Annotated in this window: 21 protein-coding genes; 15 read left to right on the top strand and 6 right to left on the bottom strand. The window is 62.3% G+C overall.

What is annotated here, in order from left to right:
• Window positions 1-240 precede the first annotated feature (240 nt).
• Window positions 241-1,695 carry a DUF5129 domain-containing protein gene (locus tag HMPREF2617_RS01045; RefSeq protein ID WP_070839117.1) on the bottom strand — a complete coding sequence of 485 codons (1,455 nt, stop codon included), beginning with the start codon at window positions 1,693-1,695 and terminating at the stop codon, window positions 241-243.
• 106 nt (window positions 1,696-1,801) lie between these two features.
• On the opposite strand from HMPREF2617_RS01045, the gene HMPREF2617_RS01050 reads away from it, so the two are divergent.
• The 3 genes from HMPREF2617_RS01050 (at window position 1,802) to HMPREF2617_RS01060 (ending at window position 3,481) form a co-directional block, all read left to right on the top strand.
• Entirely contained in the window at window positions 1,802-2,230 is a 429-nt protein-coding gene (locus HMPREF2617_RS01050; RefSeq protein WP_070839120.1) for a hypothetical protein, read from the top strand.
• A gap of 161 nt (window positions 2,231-2,391) precedes the next feature.
• A complete protein-coding gene (locus HMPREF2617_RS01055; RefSeq protein ID WP_070839124.1) occupies window positions 2,392-2,790 on the top strand; it encodes a hypothetical protein in 399 nt (132 codons plus the stop codon).
• A gap of 322 nt (window positions 2,791-3,112) precedes the next feature.
• Window positions 3,113-3,481, top strand: coding sequence for a hypothetical protein (locus HMPREF2617_RS01060; RefSeq protein WP_070449768.1), 369 nt, complete (start codon window positions 3,113-3,115; stop codon window positions 3,479-3,481).
• A gap of 27 nt (window positions 3,482-3,508) precedes the next feature.
• Here HMPREF2617_RS01060 and HMPREF2617_RS01065 read toward each other — a convergent pair whose 3' ends face one another.
• The 3 genes from HMPREF2617_RS01065 to HMPREF2617_RS01075 all read right to left on the bottom strand — a co-directional run bounded on the left by HMPREF2617_RS01065 (window position 3,509) and on the right by HMPREF2617_RS01075 (window position 7,419).
• Complete coding sequence (locus tag HMPREF2617_RS01065) at window positions 3,509-4,216, bottom strand: hypothetical protein (RefSeq protein WP_070839127.1); 708 nt, start codon at window positions 4,214-4,216, stop codon at window positions 3,509-3,511.
• Between the two features lie 57 nt (window positions 4,217-4,273).
• On the bottom strand, window positions 4,274-5,980 hold the full coding sequence (locus HMPREF2617_RS01070) for an ATP-binding protein (protein ID WP_070839199.1): 1,707 nt from the start codon (window positions 5,978-5,980) through the stop codon (window positions 4,274-4,276).
• 212 nt (window positions 5,981-6,192) lie between these two features.
• A complete protein-coding gene (locus HMPREF2617_RS01075; RefSeq protein ID WP_070839130.1) occupies window positions 6,193-7,419 on the bottom strand; it encodes a dicarboxylate/amino acid:cation symporter in 1,227 nt (408 codons plus the stop codon).
• Between the two features lie 88 nt (window positions 7,420-7,507).
• On the opposite strand from HMPREF2617_RS01075, the gene HMPREF2617_RS01080 reads away from it, so the two are divergent.
• From HMPREF2617_RS01080 to HMPREF2617_RS01135, 12 genes are all read left to right on the top strand, one after another.
• Window positions 7,508-7,963, top strand: coding sequence for an SdpI family protein (locus tag HMPREF2617_RS01080; RefSeq protein ID WP_224213302.1), 456 nt, complete (start codon window positions 7,508-7,510; stop codon window positions 7,961-7,963).
• Window positions 7,964-8,150: 187 nt separating this feature from the next.
• Window positions 8,151-9,620, top strand: coding sequence for an anthranilate synthase component 1 (locus HMPREF2617_RS01085; protein ID WP_070839133.1), 1,470 nt, complete (start codon window positions 8,151-8,153; stop codon window positions 9,618-9,620).
• A complete protein-coding gene (locus HMPREF2617_RS01090; protein WP_070839136.1) occupies window positions 9,617-10,177 on the top strand; it encodes a glutamine amidotransferase-related protein in 561 nt (186 codons plus the stop codon). Before HMPREF2617_RS01085 ends, HMPREF2617_RS01090 begins: the two co-directional genes overlap by 4 nt.
• Complete coding sequence (gene trpD / locus HMPREF2617_RS01095) at window positions 10,170-11,189, top strand: anthranilate phosphoribosyltransferase (protein ID WP_070839139.1); 1,020 nt, start codon at window positions 10,170-10,172, stop codon at window positions 11,187-11,189. The genes HMPREF2617_RS01090 and trpD overlap by 8 nt, the downstream gene beginning before the upstream one ends.
• On the top strand, window positions 11,176-12,561 hold the full coding sequence (gene trpCF, locus HMPREF2617_RS01100) for a bifunctional indole-3-glycerol-phosphate synthase TrpC/phosphoribosylanthranilate isomerase TrpF (protein WP_371441280.1): 1,386 nt from the start codon (window positions 11,176-11,178) through the stop codon (window positions 12,559-12,561). The genes trpD and trpCF overlap by 14 nt, the downstream gene beginning before the upstream one ends.
• 10 nt (window positions 12,562-12,571) lie before the next feature.
• The gene (gene trpB / locus HMPREF2617_RS01105; RefSeq protein WP_070839145.1) at window positions 12,572-13,768 is read left to right on the top strand and encodes a tryptophan synthase subunit beta; all 1,197 of its coding nucleotides are present in this window, start codon (window positions 12,572-12,574) and stop codon (window positions 13,766-13,768) included.
• The gene (trpA, locus tag HMPREF2617_RS01110) at window positions 13,769-14,584 is read left to right on the top strand and encodes a tryptophan synthase subunit alpha (protein ID WP_070839148.1); all 816 of its coding nucleotides are present in this window, start codon (window positions 13,769-13,771) and stop codon (window positions 14,582-14,584) included.
• Window positions 14,581-14,955: a Rieske (2Fe-2S) protein gene (locus HMPREF2617_RS01115; RefSeq protein WP_070839151.1), complete on the top strand. Its 375-nt coding sequence runs from the start codon at window positions 14,581-14,583 to the stop codon at window positions 14,953-14,955. Before trpA ends, HMPREF2617_RS01115 begins: the two co-directional genes overlap by 4 nt.
• A gap of 24 nt (window positions 14,956-14,979) precedes the next feature.
• Entirely contained in the window at window positions 14,980-15,918 is a 939-nt protein-coding gene (locus tag HMPREF2617_RS01120; protein WP_070839154.1) for a bile acid:sodium symporter family protein, read from the top strand.
• Window positions 15,915-16,220: a hypothetical protein gene (locus tag HMPREF2617_RS01125; RefSeq protein ID WP_070421893.1), complete on the top strand. Its 306-nt coding sequence runs from the start codon at window positions 15,915-15,917 to the stop codon at window positions 16,218-16,220. The genes HMPREF2617_RS01120 and HMPREF2617_RS01125 overlap by 4 nt, the downstream gene beginning before the upstream one ends.
• Before the next feature lie 15 nt (window positions 16,221-16,235).
• Window positions 16,236-16,748, top strand: coding sequence for a hypothetical protein (locus tag HMPREF2617_RS01130; protein ID WP_070449798.1), 513 nt, complete (start codon window positions 16,236-16,238; stop codon window positions 16,746-16,748).
• A gap of 250 nt (window positions 16,749-16,998) precedes the next feature.
• Window positions 16,999-18,282, top strand: coding sequence for an HNH endonuclease signature motif containing protein (locus HMPREF2617_RS01135; protein WP_070820051.1), 1,284 nt, complete (start codon window positions 16,999-17,001; stop codon window positions 18,280-18,282).
• Window positions 18,283-18,351: 69 nt separating this feature from the next.
• On the opposite strand, the gene HMPREF2617_RS01140 is transcribed toward HMPREF2617_RS01135, so the two are convergent.
• Together HMPREF2617_RS01140 and HMPREF2617_RS01145 are read right to left on the bottom strand one after the other, a co-directional pair.
• Window positions 18,352-18,723, bottom strand: a complete 372-nt coding sequence (locus tag HMPREF2617_RS01140) for a hypothetical protein (RefSeq protein WP_070770922.1) — start codon at window positions 18,721-18,723, stop codon at window positions 18,352-18,354.
• 212 nt (window positions 18,724-18,935) lie between these two features.
• Entirely contained in the window at window positions 18,936-19,373 is a 438-nt protein-coding gene (locus tag HMPREF2617_RS01145; RefSeq protein ID WP_070770923.1) for a hypothetical protein, read from the bottom strand.
• Between the last annotated feature and the right edge of the window lie 83 nt (window positions 19,374-19,456).

Below are 19,456 nucleotides of genomic sequence, written 5' to 3' on the forward strand. Positions count from 1 at the left end.
ATAGCAGACACACATTTTGTCGCTTAACCCCCCAAAATCTTCTTGACCTTGCCAATCTCGACAGACATACCTTCACGCTACGCCTACCTACCTACTAGGTCGTGGCATAAGGAAACCCGCCACTGCGTGTTCTCAGTGGCGGGTTTGCGCTTCGAATTTCTCCGCGCCTAAGCATAAACACGGACCTAATAAAGGAAAAGCCCTAACTGTGTTTTGTGACGACTGTCACCTCAAAATTTCTTAGAATGACGAACTACCGCCACCAGCGGAAAAGCCCGACGAGGACACGCCGCCACTAAAGCCACTCGAGGAGGACGACGACGCCGCCTCCGCCGCCTGCACGTTCGCCGCGTGCCACGAGTGCATCTGTACATATGGGACGTACCCGCCGTACCAGAACCCAGTCTCGTACACCGCCGGTGCCCGCAGCTTTTGCTTCTCCTTCACGTCGCTGAACTGCTTCTTCTTCACCTGGTCCAGGATCACGCGGTAATCGCCGAGCACGCGCACGAAGTCGTCGAGGAAGGTGGGGGAGTTCGGGTTTGCGTCCAGCGCCTCGATCCGCCCCATCAGCAGGTCGAGTTCCCGCTTCAGCTCCTTGCCCTTCACCTCACTGCGCGCCCGCAGCACGTCCTCGCGGATCTTGGTCAGGTCGGCCCGTCGCGCTGCGGCGTCGCCATGCTCGACGGCGAAAAGCCTGTCGATGTTTTCCTCCGCCTTAGACACGTGCTTGACGGATTCGGCCGCGTCCGCCAACTGCCTGCGGTGCTCGTACACGTCCTTGTCGTCGTTCATGTTGATCGCGTTCAGCCCCGCCGCGCCGTGGACCAACTCGTTCATGCTCAGGAAGCGGTCGCGGACTTCCGCCCACTGGCGGCGCAGGGTTTCGTCGGCAAACGCGGACGTCAGCGAGTTCGCCCGCACGTCCACCTCGTCCAGTCGCCCTGCGAGGCGGGTGTATTCGCTGGTCACGGTGTCGTAGTCCTTGCGCGCCTGGGCGACTGCTTTTCGACGACGCCCCCGCACCGCCACCAACCCACCCCCACTAGCGCCTGCCACACCGGCACCGAGGACGCCAAGCCCGATGGTCGCGCCGATCTGGTCATCAGTCGCGTCGTCCACCTGCTTCTGGGCGAGTGCCTCGGCGTTCATGGCCTGGTTCGCGGTACGGAACAGCCCGGCCGGGATGTTGCCGTCCTTCACGCCGGGTTTCATGGCGTCGAGGAGATCGGCGAGGTGGGATTTGTCGTCAAGCATGAGCTCGCGAGTCACATCCTCGCCGCCGTACACAAATGCCCGCCGCGGGTCGAGGCCTACGCCGACGATGAGCGCGCCGTCCGCAAGGTGGCCGTTCTCGCGCTTCGACTGATCGACAAGGTCCGGGTACTGGGTGCGCAGGATTTCCTCAACGTCGTCGAGGACGTTGTCGTGGTTCGTTTTGAACACCATGTAGTGGAAATCCGTGACCACCTCAGGCGCATCAATGCGCGCAGTGTCACGCTCGAGACGGGCGCGGTCGTCGGGGGAGAGGACCTGCTGCGGGTCGTCGATAATCGCATTCGGCGCGCCATGCGTTTGCATCATGACCTGCGAAATCTCCGGCACATCCACCATGTTGTAGCCGACGGCGGCGCCACCGAAACCCACCAACGCCGTGACGCCAAGAACCGCTGCAGTCTCACTCAAATTCGCCATGGAAAAAATTTTAGCGACGAAGTAACACACATCGCTTGGCGAGCGATGTTAGGTTTACACGTGTCAGAGCCCTGGCATGTTTAACCGATTCATTGAGGAGAACCCCATGAAGCGCATCGCTACCGCAGCCGCTGCTGCAACCCTGTCCCTGTCCCTCGTTGCCGGCCCCGCATTCGCTGAGACCCAGGGCACCACCCCGCCGAAGCCGGACAACAACGGTTCCTCCATCTCCAAGCAGGAGGGCGACAAGGCCGGCGAGACCAAGGTTGGCTCCTCCGAGGCTTACAAGAAGTGCAAGAAGGAAGAGAAGAAGGTCGAGGCCAAGGACGGCGACGCTAAGGCTGAGGACACCAAGGGTAAGGAAACCAAGTCCACCGGCGACTGCATCCAGGAGCTCATCAAGGACGACAACTACAAGTCCGGCATCCTCGGCCTCCTGATCGGCGTCCCGGTCGCTCTCGTTGCACTGCTCGGCGCAGCTGCTGCCTTCTCCGGCGCTATCCCGGGCCTGCAGCTCCCGGCTCTCCCGTTCTAAGTCACACTTAGACGCGGTACTTTGACCCGGCTCCCTGGTGGGAGACCGGGTCTTTTGTTGTTTTGGCGATGCACTGAATGTAACGACCAGACCGCGTTGCGCGATCTCCCAACCAAGCGTTAGCTTCCGCAACGCAGAACCAACGATCGAAGGAGAAGGCTATGAAGCGCATCGCAACTGCCGCTGTCGCAGCAACTGTGTCCCTGACCGCAATCGCAACCCCAGCCATCGCCGCTGAAACGGGTTCCTCTCAGTACTACAAGGACTGCAAGGTGGATGCCGACCGGTTCTTCAACAACAAGGGCAAGATCGAGGACAAGACGGACAACGGAATCGTCAAGGGTGGAATGGATGAGATCCAAAAGGCTAAGTTCGGCGAGAACAACAGCTCCACCGCTACCGGTGTCTGCGTAAAGAAGCTCGTTAATAACGACGAGTACAAGTCTGGTACCCTCGCCCTCCTGATCGGCGTCCCGGTTGCCCTCGTCGCACTGCTCGGCGCTGCTGCTGCCTTCTCCGGCGCCATCCCGGGCGTTCAGCTCCCGGCACTGCCGTTCTAACTCGGCGCGCGTAGGCGCTACAGGTTCAACCCGGTCCCTAGATGGGGCCGGGTTTTGTGTTGCCATGTGGAACTTTCTTCGGTGTGCCGTCGTGGTCTCCTGGAGAAAGTGAATTATTTGGGTGAGGTGGGGGACGAAAGTTCCCGAGAACAGCCGTTTTCATCGGCGCGTGACTGAGTGGGGACGCAAACGTCAGTGAAGAACACGAAACCTGTGTGATTTCTCCAACCCGCAACACAGATTCGACCCGTACAAGTGAATGGCGACGGGCACAACGCCCGAGCGAATCAACTCGTGCGAATCAATTAGCGAAGGAGTAATCATGACCAACACTCGTATTGCAGCCGCCGCTACCGCTCTTGTTCTCGGCGCAACCGGGCTGGCCGCCTGCAACGACTCCGAGGACACCACTGACTCCGTGACCACTCCGACCGACGGTGTGGTCTCCGACGTCAGCGACGCCGTCACCACCGGTGACGCCACCGCGGGTGACACGGGCAGCACGGGTGGCACGGACTCCACCGGCGATGCGGTCGTCTCCGATTCGGCTGTTGTCTCCGAGGATCCGTTGGCGTCGACCGACGCGGTCATTTCCGACGAGGTAGTGACCAACTCCATCCCAGCTGACGGTGCAGCAGGTGGCGCTGCCAACGATGCAGCTGGCAGTGCAGCCACCGCACCGACCAACTAAGCCAACACCGACAGCGGGTAACGCCCGCTAGAACGGTTCAGACACCGCCCGGCTAATCACCACTGCGTCAGGCTCGATGCACTCACGCAGTTGAAGCTCGGCGGTGTTGTTGCTGTCTGAGGTGAGCACCCAACCCGCCCAGGCGTCCTTGCCAGGGGAGAAGATGCCGTCGCCCTTGCCGATGATGTTCAAGGTGGCGTCGCGAAGCCAGAGCGGGCCGACAAGATCAGCATGTTCGGTTCCCTCGAGTGGGGCGACGAAGGGTTGGTAGGCGACGGCGTTGAGGGCGGCGAGGGTGTCGTCGAAAAGCTGCTGCGCCACCGCCATGTGTTGCGAGGCACCGAGATAGACGATGGTGGTGAGAGAGAGGGGGCCGGTGGGCTCGTCGCGAAGCGTGAGGTCCGACAGGCCGCCGAGTGCCGCCGCGAACCGCGTGGGGCCGCCCATGTCCTCGAAGAAGAAGTAGTCGAGCGCCTCGTCGCGGTTGGTCGTGGTGAAGTCCACGAGGGCGTTGAGCTCGTAGAGCTGGAGGTCCTCCGGCGCGGCGAGGTTGTCGTACGCGGCTTGGCAGCGGAGATCCCAAAGCACGTACTCGTCCTCGATGGGGTGAGGGTGCGGTGACACCGCCGCAATCTCGACGCCGCTGGCCCGGATGCGGTTCAGGTAGAGCTCGTACGCGCCGTCGAGGTCCGGCTCGTGCGCCACGAAATGAGTGGTGACGATCTCGAAGGACATGCGAATGACACTACGCCATTGGGGGAGTGGGCAAATGTTTCACGTGAAACGGTGTGGCTAGTTGGGGAGGCGATACTTTCGCTTGCGGCTTGTGGGTGGGGCAGTGGGCACAATTTCACCCACATCCACCATGCTGCGGAGTCTTGGGCGCAGGGTGTTGACACTCACGTCAAGGTGCTCCGCGATGTCGCGTGCTGCTGCCTCTCCAACTTGGGACAGGTAGGCGATGAGTTTGTTGTCTGTTTCATCGAGTTCGATGCCGCTGCTTGAAAGTACAAACGAATCCCGCGTGTGGCCCGGACCGAGCAGCCCGCGTGTGACGAGATCACTCAACAGACTCCGTGCATCGTCACTATCAAGCCCAATGTGCTTACGGAGCTCCTTCACGGACACAGCACCCAAACCCTTGGCAATCGCCAGCGCGATCTGTTCCTCTCGAGAGCTATTAGGAGCAACCGACTCCAACCATGCCGACATTTCAGGATCGAGGATCCCGAACCTGTAGAGGATGACGGTGAACTCACCAATCCGGGCATCGAACACCGGCTGGGGCAGGCCATAGCCTTCCATCCCTTGCTTCATTCGTTGAATGCCGCTTCCCTGGTTTTCAGCCACGCGCATCGAGCCTGAAGGCGTTGGAAGGTTGCTCAGCAAGTTCGCGAGCGAAGGGTTCCTGCTTACCGACCTGTTCTCGTCGATATTGTCTTCGGTGCGATCTCCCCACAGTCCGCCGGGACTGTTTACCTCGACCCGGTCCGGGTACACATCAACCTGCACTTGCCGCCCCTGAACCTGCGGACTGTAGTCACGGTGCATCGCGGCATTCACAATCGCTTCACGCAGAGCAATCTCTGGAATCTCAGGTTCGTCGACCATATTCGACCCAACTTCCACAGTACGAACCCGGAGATTGCGCACGACAGCTTTAATCGCATCCTCGACCGCCAGTGGAAGCGGACCGTCGCAGTGAGCCCGATCGAGGAAGCGTGTCTCAGACGTCGACTTCTCCGTCGTCGGGTGCACTGCGACATCGATGAAGAGCTGCGGGAAGAACTGCTGCGGATAGCTGCCCAATGCCAACGCGCCCGCAAGGGTTGGTACGCCCTCTGCATCAAGCACATGCAGTCGCTCCAGAACCTCTGCATCGGTTCTTGTTCCCACCCGGATCCGGGATCCCCTCTTCTCCAAAGATTGGATCAGCCCGTTCCACGTCTGGCCATCCAGGTCATCGAGGTTCGCCCCAGGAACAGGCAGCAACTCCGAGGAATCTGGCGTGTAGAGATTCATGAGCTGGAAGATCTCGTAGCTGGAAAGCCTCTGATCGCCATCCAGTACTCGCTTGTACGCGCCATCCCGGAGTCCTTGCGAGGTCACGTAACACGGCATCTGCTTTCCGAGGCGCTCATCGGTACGCATCGGCCGCACCTCAACCAAGATCACCGGCGAACCCTGGTATTCATCGAGTTCGACGACAGTCTCGGGTATCGGCGTCACCGGAGGCTTCTGTTGGTCGACCCTCAAAGCACTGATGAGTCGATCATTCATCGCACGAGAGTCAAAATCAGTGGCTGGCTGGAACGTACCGGTCGACTGATCTTCCTCAATGCCAAGGACGATCAGGCCACCCTTCGTATTTGCAAAGGCGCTCACTGCTTTCCAAAAGGCTGTATCCAACTTCCCCGTACCGGATTTCGCCTCAATCCAGTGATCATCATTCCGCTGGCGCCGCAGCCTGGCCATGATGTCATCCATCCGCTCACTCATGCTCTCACTGTACTCACTTTTTACAGTGAGGGCATCACTCAATACAGTGAGGACCCATTTTCACCTCTCTTTTTACAGTGAGGGCGTCACTTCATACAGTGAGGAGCCATCTCGATACAGTGAGCACCTGATGTTTCACGTGAAACACCTCGAAGAGCAACAAGGCAAAAGAAAACCGCCCCGAAGGGCGGTCGTCTCAAATCAGTGGGGGACTAGCGGGTGGCTTCCGCCGGGGTGGTGACGGTGTCGTCGTTAAGCGAATCGCTCTTGATCTTGCCCGCAGCGAGTTTGTTCACGATCAGGGCGATCGCGCCGTCGCCGGTGACGTTGGCGGCGGTACCGAAGGAGTCAACGACGATGTAGGACGCGATCATGAGGGAGACCATGGACTCGTCGAAACCGAGGTTGGACTGCAGCAGACCGACAGCGGCCATGATGGCGCCACCCGGCACGCCCGGCGCGGCGATCATCATGATGCCCAGCAGGAGGATGAATCCGATGACCTGGCCGGCGGAGATGTCCAGGTTGGCCATGAACACGATGGAGAGCGCGTAGAGGGTGATCTTCATCATCGAGCCGGACAGGTGAATCGTCGCGCAGAGCGGGACCACGAAGCCGGCGACGTCCTCGTCAACCTTGTTCTTCAGGGTAGACTTGTAGGTGACCGGGATGGTCGCGGCGGAGGACGAGGTGCCCAGTGCGGTGAAGTATGCCGGCAGCATGTTCTTCAGCGCCTTGAACGGGTTCACGCCAGCGACGGTGCCTGCGACCAGGTACTGCAGCAGGACGATCACAACAGTCATCACGACGGAGAGCAGGAGGACCACGCCCATGGCCGCCATGGTGTCGCCGAAGTTCTCGTTCATGCCCAGGTTGAGGAAGGTGCCGAAGATGAACAGCGGCAGCAGCGGGATGACGAAGGTGACCACGACCTTGAGCACGATGTCGTTAAGCTCGCCGAGCACCTTGAACAGGTTGTCGGACTTCACTGCCGTCATGGACAGGCCGACGACGAAGGCGAGGAGCAGCGCGGACATGACTTCCAGTGGTGGCGGCATTTCAACGCTGAAGTAAGGGGAGAGGCCGCCGGCATCGGGGTCGGCGACATCGGTGATGAGGGTCTTGCCGTCCAGAAGCCTCGGGTACAGCGTGGACGCCGTGAACCATGCGATCAGGCCGGAGATGAACGTGGAGCCGTATGCGACACCGGCGGTGACGCCGAGCCACTTGCCTGCGCCCTGACCCAGACCCGCGATGGCGGGGGCGATGAGGGCGAAGATAAGGACCGGGACGAAGAAGCCGAGGAAGTTAGAGAACAGCCCGTTGAACGTGACAAAGACGCGGGCAAGCCAGTCCGGGAAGAAGAAGCTGCAGGCGAAGCCCAAGGCAATCGCTACAACCACCCAGAACAGCAATGAGTGGAGGATTTTCTTTTGCATGGGCCTAGCGTAGCCCGTATTTATGCAATCTACTGCATTTTGATCATATTTTTTTGCAGGTGAGTGTGCGGTCGTATGCTTAGTGGCTATGAGTCCGTTCGCGAACATGAGCTCCCTTAACGTTGTCCTCGGCATTATCTTCTCGTTGCTAACGCTTGCGCTGTTCATCCCCGGCGCGCTCGCCTCTGCGGGCAAGCTGCCCGGCAACAAGTGGATCGGCCTCCACGTGCCGGCTGTGCGCAAGGACGAAGGCATTTGGAACCAGGCGCATAAGGTAGCGGGTCCGTTCTGGGTGCTGGCCGCGTTGGCGCTCGCGTTCGGCGCGGCGTTTTCGTTCATCGCTTCCGGCTGGATGTGGGTCATGCCGGCGATCGCGGCGGTAGCGGCGGTGATTTCGGCGTCCGTGGGCGGCAACTTCGGTGCGCGCGCCGCGACGTTGGTGGAGCACGCGCGTGAGCAGGCGCCTGCGCAAGAAGAGGAGAAGCCCGCGGTGAACCTTGATGCTTTGCGACGAGCCGCCGACCACGCCGACAACAACGAATAAAATGAGCCCGCGAAGCCGGATCCTCGGCTACACTTCCTTTTTGTGACGTACATGACTTCCCAAACATGGTGGTGGCTCGCCTAACTGGCGCGCCACCTAGCGAAGTCACGGCCCGCCAGCTTGTCCCCCAAGCGCCGCGGGCCCTTTTTTATCCCTCGGTGCAAGCAAGAACAGAACCGAGGATCACATGAAATTCACCCGTCAAGAGGTGCGCTACCACGAGGATGTGGCAAGCCTCTTCGCCCACATCGGCGGCCTCGACGCAACCGACACGGTGTTGCTCGAGTCCGCTGACATCACGACACGTTCGGGGTTGCAGTCGTTGGCGGTGCTGAGGTCGTCGATACGCATTACTTGCTCCGGCAACCGCGTGACGCTGACACCGCTGACGCCGTCGGGCGAGATTATTGCGAACGAGATCGGGCTCGAGCACGAGTTTCCGCGCGTTGATGTGGAGGACGAGCGCGAGCGCCTGACCGCGGCGTCCACGATGGATGTGCTGCGCAAACTGACCGCCACCGAGGGCAATGAGGACTTTCCGCTGCTCGCGGGCGGTTTCGCGTTTGATTACCTGGAGACGTTCGAGCGCCTGCCCGAGGTCGCGGACGGCGACAACACCTACCCGGATTACGAGTTTGTCCTCGCGGAGGTCGTGCTGCGCGTGAACCACCAAACCGGCACGGCGTACCTCGCCGGGGTTGATGCTGCAGGTGACGGCATTGATCTCGCCGAGATCGCAGCACTTATCGACGACGCCCCCGCACCCACCGACCCAACCACCCTCACCGGCACCCTCGTCGCCGAGGCAGATATGCCGGACGAGGAGTTCCGTGGGGTAGTGGAGCAGCTGCAGGGCAACATTTACAACGGCGACATCTACCAAGTCGTGCCGGCGCGCAGCTTCACCGCCGACTGCGACGACGCCTTCGGTGCGTACCGCCGCCTGCGTGCCGCGAACCCCTCGCCGTACATGTTCTACATCCGCGGCGAGGGCTACGAACTGTTCGGCGCATCGCCGGAGTCGAACCTGAAGTTCTCGCCGACCACCCGCCAGGTGCAGCTGTATCCCATTGCCGGCACGCGCCCGCGCGGGCTGAACCCGGACGGCACGGTCAATCACGAACTGGACACGCGCATGGAACTGCAGTTGCGCACCGACGCCAAAGAGGTTGCCGAGCACACCATGCTGGTGGACCTGGCCCGCAACGACATGGCGCGCGTGGCCGAGCCGCGTACCCGCAAGGTGCAAGACCTACTGCAGGTGGACCGCTACTCGCGCGTGATGCACCTGGTCAGCCGGGTCACCGCCACGCTGGCTGCGGACCTCGACGCGCTTGACGCCTACCGCGCGTGCATGAACATGGGCACGCTCACCGGCGCACCGAAGCTGCGTGCGACCGAACTGCTGCGCTCCGTGGAGCGCAAGCGCCGCGGCTCCTACGGCGGGGCGGTGGGGTACTTGCGTGGCGACGGCGAATTCGACACCTGCATCGTCATCCGCTCCGCATTCGTGGCCAACGGCAAGGCCATCGTGCAGGCCGGCGCGGGTGTTGTGCGCGACTCCGTGCCCCAGTCCGAGGCTGACGAAACTCTGCACAAGGCCTACGCAGTCCTGCACGCACTCGCCGGTGGCCGCGACCTGGAGGTGAAGAAATGATCGTCCTGCTGGATAACCAAGACTCCTTTGTGTACAACCTGGTGGACGCGTTCGCGGACTACGACACCGTGGTTTACCGCAATACCGTTACCGCCGACACGGTGTTGAACGCCAACCCGGACCTCATCGTGCTTTCGCCCGGCCCCGGCTACCCCGCGGATGCCGGCTGCATGATGGAGGTCATCGAGCGCGCCCAGGGCCGCATCCCGATTCTGGGCATCTGCCTGGGCTTTCAGGCGCTGGTGGAGCACTTTGGTGGGCGGGTTGAGCCGTGCGGGCCGGTGCATGGGTCGTCGCAAAGCATGGTGCTTACAGACGGCCGCCGCGTCCCCGTCGCCCGCTACCACTCCCTCGGCGCCACCACCGCGCCACCCGGTATTACGCCGCTGGCGTGGACCGGCACGGAGATCGGCGACGTGATCATGGCCGCCGAAACCGACGACGGCATGTCCATCGGACTGCAGTTCCACCCCGAATCCATCCTTACTCCCTCTGGCCCGCAAATCCTGGACCACTGTGTGACGAAATTGCTACAGAAAGGCCGCGACAATGACTAGCCAACTCGAGATCTTCCGCCGCTTTATGGACAACCCCGAGCCCACCCTCGAGGAGGCTATCGAGGCGTTTACCCCGCTGACCGTCGGCGACTACGACGACGTACACATCGCCGCACTGTTGGCCATGATCCGCACGCGCGGCGAAACTTTTGCCGACATCGCCGGTGCGGCCCGCGCGTTCCTCGCCGCCGGGCGTCCGTTCCCGGTGACGGGGGAGGGGATCATGGACACCGCCGGTACGGGTGGCGACGGCGCGAACACCATCAACATCACCACCGCCGCTTCGCTGACCGCAGCCGCCGGGGGCGTGAAGATGATCAAGTGCGGCAACCGCTCCGTGTCCTCGAAGTCCGGTTCCGCAGACGTGCTCGAGGCGCTGAACATCCCGCTGGACCTCGACCCGGATCGTGCTGTGCGCCAGTTCGAGTCCTCCAACTTCACGTTCCTGTTCGCCCCGGCGTACAACCCGGCCATCGCGTTCGTGCAGCAGGTCCGCAGGGCGCTCGGCGTGTCCACGCTGTTTAACACGATGGGTCCGCTGCTCAGCCCGGCGCGTCCGGAGTTCCAGATCATGGGCATCGCTAACCCGGCGCTGGGTCAGGTGATTGCGGAAACGATGCGTGAGCTGGGCCGTAACCGTGCGCTCGTCGTCCATGGCGCGGGTACCGACGAGATCGCGGTCCACGGCGAGACCGAGGTCTGGGAACTCAAGGACGGCGAGATCACCCACTACACGGTCACGCCCGAGGAGCTCGGCGTGGAGCGCCACAGCCTGGAGGATCTGCGCGGCGGCAACGGTGCCGAGAACGCAGCCTTCATGCGCGCCACGTTTGCGGGGGAGGGCCCGGCTGCCCACCGCGACGCCGTCGCGGTGACCGCGGGTGCGATGTTCTACCTCTACGGCATTGCGGATTCGCTGGCCGCCGGTACCGAGCACGCGAAGCAGTTGCTTGCAAACGGCACGGTGGCCGATTGGCTCGCCACCCACGAGGAGGCCGATTACAGTGGCTAAGATTTTGACCAATATCGTTGAGAACCGAAAACGTCACCTTGACGTTATTCGCGCACGCGTCGCCCACGTTGCTTTCGACACGTTACGCAATTCGGAGCGCTCTCTGTACGACTCCCTCGCGCGCCCCGGCACCTCCTTCATCATGGAGTGCAAGTCCGCGTCGCCCTCGCTCGGGCCAATTCGCGACGACTACAAGCCGGGGGAGATCGCGTCGGTCTACTCCCGCTACGCCGCTGGCATCTCCGTGCTGTGCGAGCCGGACTTCTTTAACGGCGACTACAACCACCTGGCCACCGTCGCCGCCACGACGCATCTGCCGGTGCTGTGTAAGGACTTCATCATCGACGAGGTCCAGATCTACGCCGCGCGCTACTTCGGCGCCGACGCGATCCTGCTCATGCTCTCCGTGCTGAACGACGAGGAGTACGCGCACCTGGCCTCCATCGCCGCGTCGCTCCACATGGACGTGCTCACCGAGGTGATCAACGAGGACGAAGCTCACCGCGCCATCAAGCTCGGCGCGAAGATCTTCGGCGTGAACCACCGCAATCTTCACGATCTCTCCATCGACCTCGACCGCTCCGCACGCCTGGCCGAACTCGCACCCGATGGGGCAGTGGTGGTCTCCGAGTCCGGCATCCGTGACTCTGCAACGGTGCGTCGCCTCGGCGGCCACTCGGATGCGTTCCTGGTTGGCAGCCAGCTCACCTCCCAGCCGGACATCGACCGCGCATGCCGCGAACTGGTCTATGGCCCGAACAAGGTCTGCGGTCTGCATTCCGCGTCCGCTGCCCAAGCCGCCAAAGCGTGCGGTGCGGTCTACGGCGGACTCATTTTCGACGACGCCTCCCCACGCAATGTTTCACGTGAAACAGCCACCGACATCATTGCCGCCGAGCCCGGGCTGGACTACGTCGCGGTTTCCCGCCGCACCTCGGGTTACGACGAGCTCGTCCAACCCGGCATCACCGCCGTGCAGATCCACGCCCCGTACCAGAGCTCCGTTGAGGCGGAATTGGCGCTCATCGAATCCGTGCGCAAGGAGGTCGACGTCGAGGTCTGGCGTGCCGTCTCCATGACGCAGCCGGATGGCGAAAAGGTGGCCGAGGCGGTTGCTGGGGTCGTCGACAAGCTAGTGCTCGACGCCCACGACGGCGGGTCGGGGGAGCGCTTCGACTGGACGCGCGTGCCGGACGCCGTGAAGCAGAAAGCGTTCCTCGCGGGCGGCCTCAACCCCGACAACCTCACCGACGCGCTGCGCGTCGGCTGCGCCGGCCTCGACCTGAACTCCGGCTTCGAAGACCCCAACGGCCACAAAGACGCGGGCGCGCTGCGCCGCGGCTTCGACACAATCGGCAACTACCACGACTAAAGGACACCCCATGACTCTCCTCCCTGCGTACTACGGCGAATTCGGCGGACAGTTCGTCCCCGAATCCCTCCTGCCAGCGCTCGACCAACTCGAGCAAGCCTTCGTCGACGCGTTTAACGACGACACCTTCATGGCTGAATACCGCGCCCTCCTGCGCGATTACCTCGGCCGCCCGACTCCGCTGACCGAATGCCGCAACCTGCCGATCGACGGCAACGCGCGCATCTTCCTCAAACGCGAGGACCTCGTACACGGCGGCGCCCATAAGACCAACCAGGTGATCGGTCAGGCGCTGCTGGCGAAGAAGATGGGCAAGACCCGCATTATCGCGGAGACCGGCGCCGGCCAACACGGCACTGCAACCGCGCTTGCCTGTGCGCTGCTTGGCCTGGACTGCGTGATCTACATGGGCAAGACCGACATGCAGCGCCAGGCGCCGAACGTCTACCGTATGCGCCTGATGGGCGCGAAAGTCGTCGGCGTGGAATCCGGCGCGGGCACCCTCAAGGACGCGGTGAACGAGGCGCTTCGGGATTGGACCGCCACCTTCCACGAATCCCACTACCTCCTCGGCACGGCTGCCGGCCCGCACCCGTTCCCGAAGATCGTCAAAGAATTCCACCGCGTGATCTCCACCGAGGCGCGCGCCCAGATCCTCGAGCGCACCGGCGCACTGCCCGACGTGGTGGTCGCCTGCGTCGGCGGCGGCTCCAACGCCATCGGCATGTTCGCCGATTTCATTGACGACGACAGCGTCGAACTGGTCGGCGCCGAACCCGGCGGCGAAGGCTTCGGCCAAGGCAAGCACGGCGCCGCCATCGCCCAGGGCACCATCGGCATCCTGCACGGCACCCGCTCGTACCTCATGCGTGACGACGACGGCCAGGTCGAAGAGTCCTACTCCATCTCCGCCGGCCTGGACTACCCGGCCGTCGGCCCGGAGCACGCCTACCTCGCCCAATCCGGCCGTGCGAAGTACGTGCCTGTCACCGACGACGAGGCCCTCGACGCCTTCCAGGCCCTATCCCGCCACGAAGGCATCATCCCGGCGCTCGAGTCCTCGCACGCCCTTGCCTACGCCCTGAAGCGCGCCGCCGAGCACCCGGCGGACGCCGAACCGCTGAACATTCTCGTCGCCCTGTCCGGCCGCGGCGACAAGGACATCGCACACGTCCGCGCAACCCTCGAGCAGAAGGAGAACAAGTAAATGTCGCGCTACGAGCAGCTCTTTGCCAAGGGGGAGGGCGCGTTCGTCCCCTTCATCATGCTGTCCGCTCCGAACCCGGATGACGCGGTGGAGATCATCTCCGCCATCGTCGAAGCCGGCGCCGACGCACTCGAGCTCGGCGTGCCGTTCTCCGACCCGGTCGCCGACGGCCCCGCCATCCAGGGCGCCCACGTCCGCGCGCTCCGTGGGGGAGCGACCGTGCAGCAGGCCCTCGACCAGGTGCGCACCATCCGCGAGCGCTACCCGGACCTGCCGATCGGCATGCTGATCTACGCCAACGTCGCGCACACTCGCGGCCTCGACCGCTTCTACACCGAGTTCAAGGAGGCCGGCGCCGATAGCGTATTGCTTCCCGACGTCCCCGTGCGCGAGTCTGACCCCTTCACCGCCGCCGCCGAGCGCGCCGGCATCGACCCGATCTTCATCGCCCCTGCCAAGGCGTCCCGCGAAGTCCTCGAGGGCGTGGCCGCTAACTCCCGCGGCTACATTTACGCCATTTCTCGCGACGGCGTCACCGGCGCGGAGAATGAGGCGACGGTGGAGGGCCTGCGTGAGGTCGTCGATAATGTGCAGTCCTTCGGCGGCGCACCGGTACTGCTCGGCTTCGGTATTTCCCGACCCGAGCACGTGCGCGACGCGATCGCCGCTGGGGCCGCTGGCGCGATCACCGGGTCGGCGATTACGAACATTATTGATAAGTATGTCGTCGATAATCGTGTGGAAAACATGGACAGGCTGAAACGGGAACTTTCCGACTACGTCAGCGCCATGAAGCAGGCTACGATCGCATCATGACCTGTTCACGTCGCATGTTCCTGCTCGGCACCGCCACCACCTTCGCCGGTGCCTTCCTGGCCGCCTGCGGGGAAGAGGCCCCCGAAGAAATTGCGAAGACCGACGTGCCGGTCGGCTCCGCGGTGATCCTGGACAAGTTCATCATCGCCCAGCCGTCCGCCGGCCAGTTCGTCGCATACTCGGCGGTGTGCCCGCACCAGCAGAAGAAGATCACCAAGGTGGAGGGCGAAACCGTCAAGTGTGTCGCCCACGGTTCCGTTTTCAACATCGCCACCGGCGAGCGCGTCTCCGGCCCGGCCGTGACCGGCCTGCGCGAAGTTGAGGTCATCGAAGCCGGCGACAAGGTCGAAGCTCAAAACCCGGCGAGCTAACCTGCTGGCCGTAGACTCGGCCACATGAAGAAGCTCGATCCTCTCCTCGTCGGCATCGTTGTTGCTGCGATCCTCGCCTTCGTCGTGCCGGCGCGCGGCGCGTTCGCGGACGGCTTTGGGGTGGCCGTCAAACTCGCGATCGCGCTGCTCTTTTCCCTCTACGGCGCACGCCTATCGACGCAAGAAGCCCTCCGGGGCCTCACCAACTGGCGCCTCCATGCCCTCATCCTCGCGTTTACCTTCGTGGCATACCCGCTGATCGGTCTGCTCGCGCGACCTACCACCGGGCTCATCTCCGAGGACCTCTACCAGGGCCTACTCTTCATGACCCTCGTTCCGTCCACCGTCCAGTCCTCCGTGGCGCTGACCGGCATCGCACGCGGCAACGTGTCCGGTGCTGTTGTGGCGGCGTCGGTGTCGTCGTTGGTGGGTGTCGTCGCTACGCCATTGCTCGTGATGTGGCTGATGGGCGCAGGCGACGGCGTGCACATCGACACCACCGTGTTCACCGACATCGCCCTCCAACTCCTCCTGCCGTTCATGCTCGGCCAGCTGGCACACAAACGGCTGGGGGAGTTGGCTAAATCCAAGGCCACCAAGATCGTCGACCGCGGCTCCATCTGGATGGTGGTCTACTCCGCCTTTTCCAAGGGTGTCGTCTCCGGCGTGTGGTCGAACGTCACCGCGCTTGAGATCGTGCTGCTGATCGTATTCTCCGTGGTGTTGGTCTTCGCGATGCTGTGGCTGACCCGCGTCGTGCCTGCCGCGCTGCGGTTCCCGCGCGAGGACGTCGTGGCCGTGCAGATGTGCGGCACGCAGAAATCTCTTGCGACCGGCCTGCCCATGGCCACCGTCATCTTCGGCGGCGCGCAACTCGGCGTGTTGATCATCCCGCTGATGATCTACCACATGGCACAGTTGATTATCTGTTCCGCTTACGTCTCCAGAAAGAGTTTCACGTGAAACATTACGTCCGCATCCACTACAACGTCCCCGAACTCGGCGGAGAGCTGCTGAATATCGCTGAGCTGGAGGAGGTGTCGTCGCAAAGCTGCACCATGCTGCGCATGATTGAACTCGACCCTGCCGAAACCATCACCGGCATCTACGTCGACGGCCGCGTCATCGGGCAGGCCAACCAACCCATGGGCACCGTGCCACACCCGCGCACCTACGACGCGATGGAAGGCATCACCGCCCGCCACCTCACCGCCGACGAATTCGAAGGCCTCTGGAGCGAAGCCCGAGCGAAGTTCCCGCACTAGCTTTATTCTTCGCCTATGGGTAGCTTTTTCGACACCATAGGCCCCTTCCTGCCTGGCCCGCTCGAGATCATCGCGTTCTATGGCCAGATTTTCCTCCCGATCCTGGTGCTGTTTTTCATCGCTCGGATGATCTTCCCGGGCCGCGCACCCATCGGATTCCGCCGCGACCTTATCGACGGCGTCATCCGCACCATCCACATCACCCCGCACATCCCGGGTGTGGACTCGACCGTCAGATACATGTCCGTTGCGACGATCGAGGCCACCACGCCCAATGGGGTAGTGAAGTACAAGGACATCCCCGCCAGTCCCGGTGCCCTCCCCAGCGCGGTTCGTCGGCAGATTTTCAAGCGCCCCCTACGCCAGCGCTCGCATCGGATCGACGTCGGCGACACGCTCAAAGCCCGCGAGATCCGCCGCCAGATCCAGAGTGGTGGCTACGACTTCACCCTGCCGCAGCCGGTCCGCGTGAAACTCGTCCCGCCGAAGAAGGAAGGCAAGCGCCTCTGGTACCGCGTGGTGAATTAGTTGGTGCGTCCCCACTTGTCCGCAATGCGGAGTTGCGGATGCTTGACGACGACCCCACGCGCCCGAATTCGTTGGGCCTCCCCAACGATTGGCGCGGCCGGGATTGTCCGCAATGCGGAGTTGTTCCGTTCGGTTTTAGTGCGTTTTATAGCACTCATATAAAACATTGTTTGTGCAGGTCACAGCCGTGTCGTGGCGGGTTGTATGCTTTGCTTTATCGAACATACATACGGCCTTAAGGGGGACCACAATGACAACGGCAGTGGAGGAGAAGTGCACTGAACCTAGTGCGTTTGCGGAGTTGCTTACGGATGCAATCGAGCAGTCGCACAGAAGCATGACGCGTTGTAAGGCGGAGCTGTTGTCGTCGATACGCGCGTTTGAGGAGGGCGGTTTCGCACCGCAGATGGGGGCACGGACCACGGCGCAGTTTCTGACGCGTCGCCTGGGGATCTCGATCTCCACAGCGCACGAATATGTCCACGTCGGCTGCCGCCTCGGCGAGTTTCTGTACCTTCAGCAGCAGTTCTCTGCGGGCAAGATCAGCTACTCGGTGGTTCGCTTGCTGCTTCGCTACCTAACCCCGGCGGTAGAGCGCCAACTTGTCGACATGGCCCTGGAACTCGGCTACCACGAACTCGAAATCGCACTCAGTGGATACGACAAACCAGGGAATGGTGATAGCGAGAAACCGGACCACTACCTGCGCGTACACACCCGCGATAACGGCGAGATTGCCCTCCACGGGGTGCTCAACGCCTCGGATGGCGCCGCGTTCATCGCCGCGCTGAAACTCGGGGAGATCGCCTACTACGAGATGGAGGAAATGCTCGAGGATGCATTGCGCCACGAAGACGGTCGGGTCGCCGAGCTCTCCATCAGGGACATGCTGCAGAAGGCCGACGCCGTCGAACCCGCAAAGAAGGCACGCAAGACCGCCTCGGGCTATGGCATGCCGATCGGCCGAATGCTGCTGCAGGCCTTCATGGGCATGGTGCACATGACGCGGAGCCAGCCCAAAAGCGCGCTGACAACGCCAGGCGCACACGTCAACGTTCTGGTGACTAAGGACGGCCGCGCCTACATGCCCAACAACGTCGGCGCACGCTCCGAGGCACTGGTTGGGTTGATCGCGAACGCTGACCTGCGCGTTTCTACTGTCGACGACGACGGCCTGATCATCAACACCGGCCGCTCTTCCCGCTTCGCGACGCCGGGACAGGTCAACGCCCTGCTCACGATGTGGGGCGGGCAATGTGCCGCTCCCGGTTGCACGCACTCCCGCTTCATCGAAATCCACCACATCAAGGAATGGTCCGAGGGCGGTATGACCGATCTAGAAAACCTGCTGCCACTCTGTTCCGCCTGCCACTCCTTGGTTACCGATGGCTACCTCGAAACCGTCAAGGACGGCAGCGACGTGCACTTCATCTACCAAGACGGCACCCGCTACGTCTCGGACAACTATTCCCTGCCACGGCGCCGCGACAACGCGCAGACCTGGGCAGAAAGCGGGGGTGGGTTCGACGACTAAGCATGGCTCAGGCAGAGAAAAACTCCCCTCCGCAGGGGAGAGGAGTTACGTGCAAGAACCAAGGGCGGTTTAGAACGGGAGCTGTCCCGCGATCTGTGGTGGCAGGACACCCGCCTGCTTCGCAGCGAATGCGATCAAGCCCAACCCCGCGGCTGATACTGCAATCCAGGTGGCAACCCAGCCGGCCTGGGTGGCTCCGTATGCCTGCTCACCCGAAGACCCAGCCTTCACCGAGCCACCAGCCATGTAGCCAGCCTCATAGGTGTTAGGCATGGCTCCGTAGCCATTTTCGTCCCACTTCTTGATTAGCTTCTCGACTTCTTTTGCATTACGCGCTTCGTCCTGGGCGCGGGCTTCGTCGACGGTAATGCCGTGTGCCGGGACGGTGGCGAGCGACAGTGCGGTAGTCGCTGCCAAAACTGCTGCTGTAGTGCGCTTCATGGGATGCTCCTACTGTGAGGCGGATTACTTCTGTCAATTACTTTGACACACGCCATTAAAACAGAACTTCGCATTCGTTGCAGAAGTCAAATTGGAAAAGGGCGACCACAACAGCCCTCGGATCATCTCAATAGCAGCGTGACCTGGGAAACAGGGCAGAGAAAAACTCCCCTCCACAAGAGAGAGGAGTCAAGCCTTAAAGCCGGGAAGGCTTAGAACGGGAGCTGAACGCCCGGGATGACGCCTGCGTAAGCAGCGCCGCCGAGGGCAGCGAGAACCAGAGCGGCGATGCCGGTGCCGACGAGGATGTCGTAGGTGGTGCCGAGCTTGTAGCCGTTGTTCGCGTCGTTCTGGTACGAGGACGTCATGACGGCGTTCTGGTTAGCGATTTCCTTATCGGTCTTGGTCTCAAACATGCCAGCCTTGGAGGAGCCCATGAACGGGGCAGAGAAACCCTCACCCGGCTTATCAAACTCAGCTGCAATAGCAGCGAGGGCGTACACACCAAGCTCCGCTTCGGTGACCTGGGAAGAAGCTGCGTGGCCGTAGCCTCCGGTTTCTTTACCGGCAATTTCGACAGCGTGAGCCGGAACGGCGGCGAGGGACAGGGCGGTGGTTGCTGCCAGGACGGCTGCGGCGGTGCGCTTCATGGGAAACTCCTGAAGTAGAGCGGATAAAAGTGAGCCAAGTAACTTGACAACCGCAATTAAAGCACAGCCAACAACCTGTGACC

Source organism: Corynebacterium sp. HMSC070H05 (genome assembly GCF_001837615.1).
GTDB classification, from domain to species: domain Bacteria; phylum Actinomycetota; class Actinomycetes; order Mycobacteriales; family Mycobacteriaceae; genus Corynebacterium; species Corynebacterium coyleae.

Excerpts from the sequence above, each read along its gene's own strand:
- HMPREF2617_RS01045 (WP_070839117.1), bottom strand. The coding sequence starts at position 1,695 with ATGGCGAATTTGAGTGAGACTGCAGCGGTTCTTGGCGTCACGGCGTTG.
- HMPREF2617_RS01050 (WP_070839120.1), top strand. The coding sequence starts at position 1,802 with ATGAAGCGCATCGCTACCGCAGCCGCTGCTGCAACCCTGTCCCTGTCC.
- HMPREF2617_RS01055 (WP_070839124.1), top strand. The coding sequence starts at position 2,392 with ATGAAGCGCATCGCAACTGCCGCTGTCGCAGCAACTGTGTCCCTGACC.
- HMPREF2617_RS01060 (WP_070449768.1), top strand. The coding sequence starts at position 3,113 with ATGACCAACACTCGTATTGCAGCCGCCGCTACCGCTCTTGTTCTCGGC.
- HMPREF2617_RS01065 (WP_070839127.1), bottom strand. The coding sequence starts at position 4,216 with ATGTCCTTCGAGATCGTCACCACTCATTTCGTGGCGCACGAGCCGGAC.
- HMPREF2617_RS01070 (WP_070839199.1), bottom strand. The coding sequence starts at position 5,980 with ATGAGTGAGCGGATGGATGACATCATGGCCAGGCTGCGGCGCCAGCGG.
- HMPREF2617_RS01075 (WP_070839130.1), bottom strand. The coding sequence starts at position 7,419 with ATGCAAAAGAAAATCCTCCACTCATTGCTGTTCTGGGTGGTTGTAGCG.
- HMPREF2617_RS01080 (WP_224213302.1), top strand. The coding sequence starts at position 7,508 with ATGAGTCCGTTCGCGAACATGAGCTCCCTTAACGTTGTCCTCGGCATT.
- HMPREF2617_RS01085 (WP_070839133.1), top strand. The coding sequence starts at position 8,151 with ATGAAATTCACCCGTCAAGAGGTGCGCTACCACGAGGATGTGGCAAGC.
- HMPREF2617_RS01090 (WP_070839136.1), top strand. The coding sequence starts at position 9,617 with ATGATCGTCCTGCTGGATAACCAAGACTCCTTTGTGTACAACCTGGTG.
- trpD (WP_070839139.1), top strand. The coding sequence starts at position 10,170 with ATGACTAGCCAACTCGAGATCTTCCGCCGCTTTATGGACAACCCCGAG.
- trpB (WP_070839145.1), top strand. The coding sequence starts at position 12,572 with ATGACTCTCCTCCCTGCGTACTACGGCGAATTCGGCGGACAGTTCGTC.
- trpA (WP_070839148.1), top strand. The coding sequence starts at position 13,769 with ATGTCGCGCTACGAGCAGCTCTTTGCCAAGGGGGAGGGCGCGTTCGTC.
- HMPREF2617_RS01115 (WP_070839151.1), top strand. The coding sequence starts at position 14,581 with ATGACCTGTTCACGTCGCATGTTCCTGCTCGGCACCGCCACCACCTTC.
- HMPREF2617_RS01120 (WP_070839154.1), top strand. The coding sequence starts at position 14,980 with ATGAAGAAGCTCGATCCTCTCCTCGTCGGCATCGTTGTTGCTGCGATC.
- HMPREF2617_RS01130 (WP_070449798.1), top strand. The coding sequence starts at position 16,236 with ATGGGTAGCTTTTTCGACACCATAGGCCCCTTCCTGCCTGGCCCGCTC.
- HMPREF2617_RS01135 (WP_070820051.1), top strand. The coding sequence starts at position 16,999 with ATGACAACGGCAGTGGAGGAGAAGTGCACTGAACCTAGTGCGTTTGCG.
- HMPREF2617_RS01140 (WP_070770922.1), bottom strand. The coding sequence starts at position 18,723 with ATGAAGCGCACTACAGCAGCAGTTTTGGCAGCGACTACCGCACTGTCG.
- HMPREF2617_RS01145 (WP_070770923.1), bottom strand. The coding sequence starts at position 19,373 with ATGAAGCGCACCGCCGCAGCCGTCCTGGCAGCAACCACCGCCCTGTCC.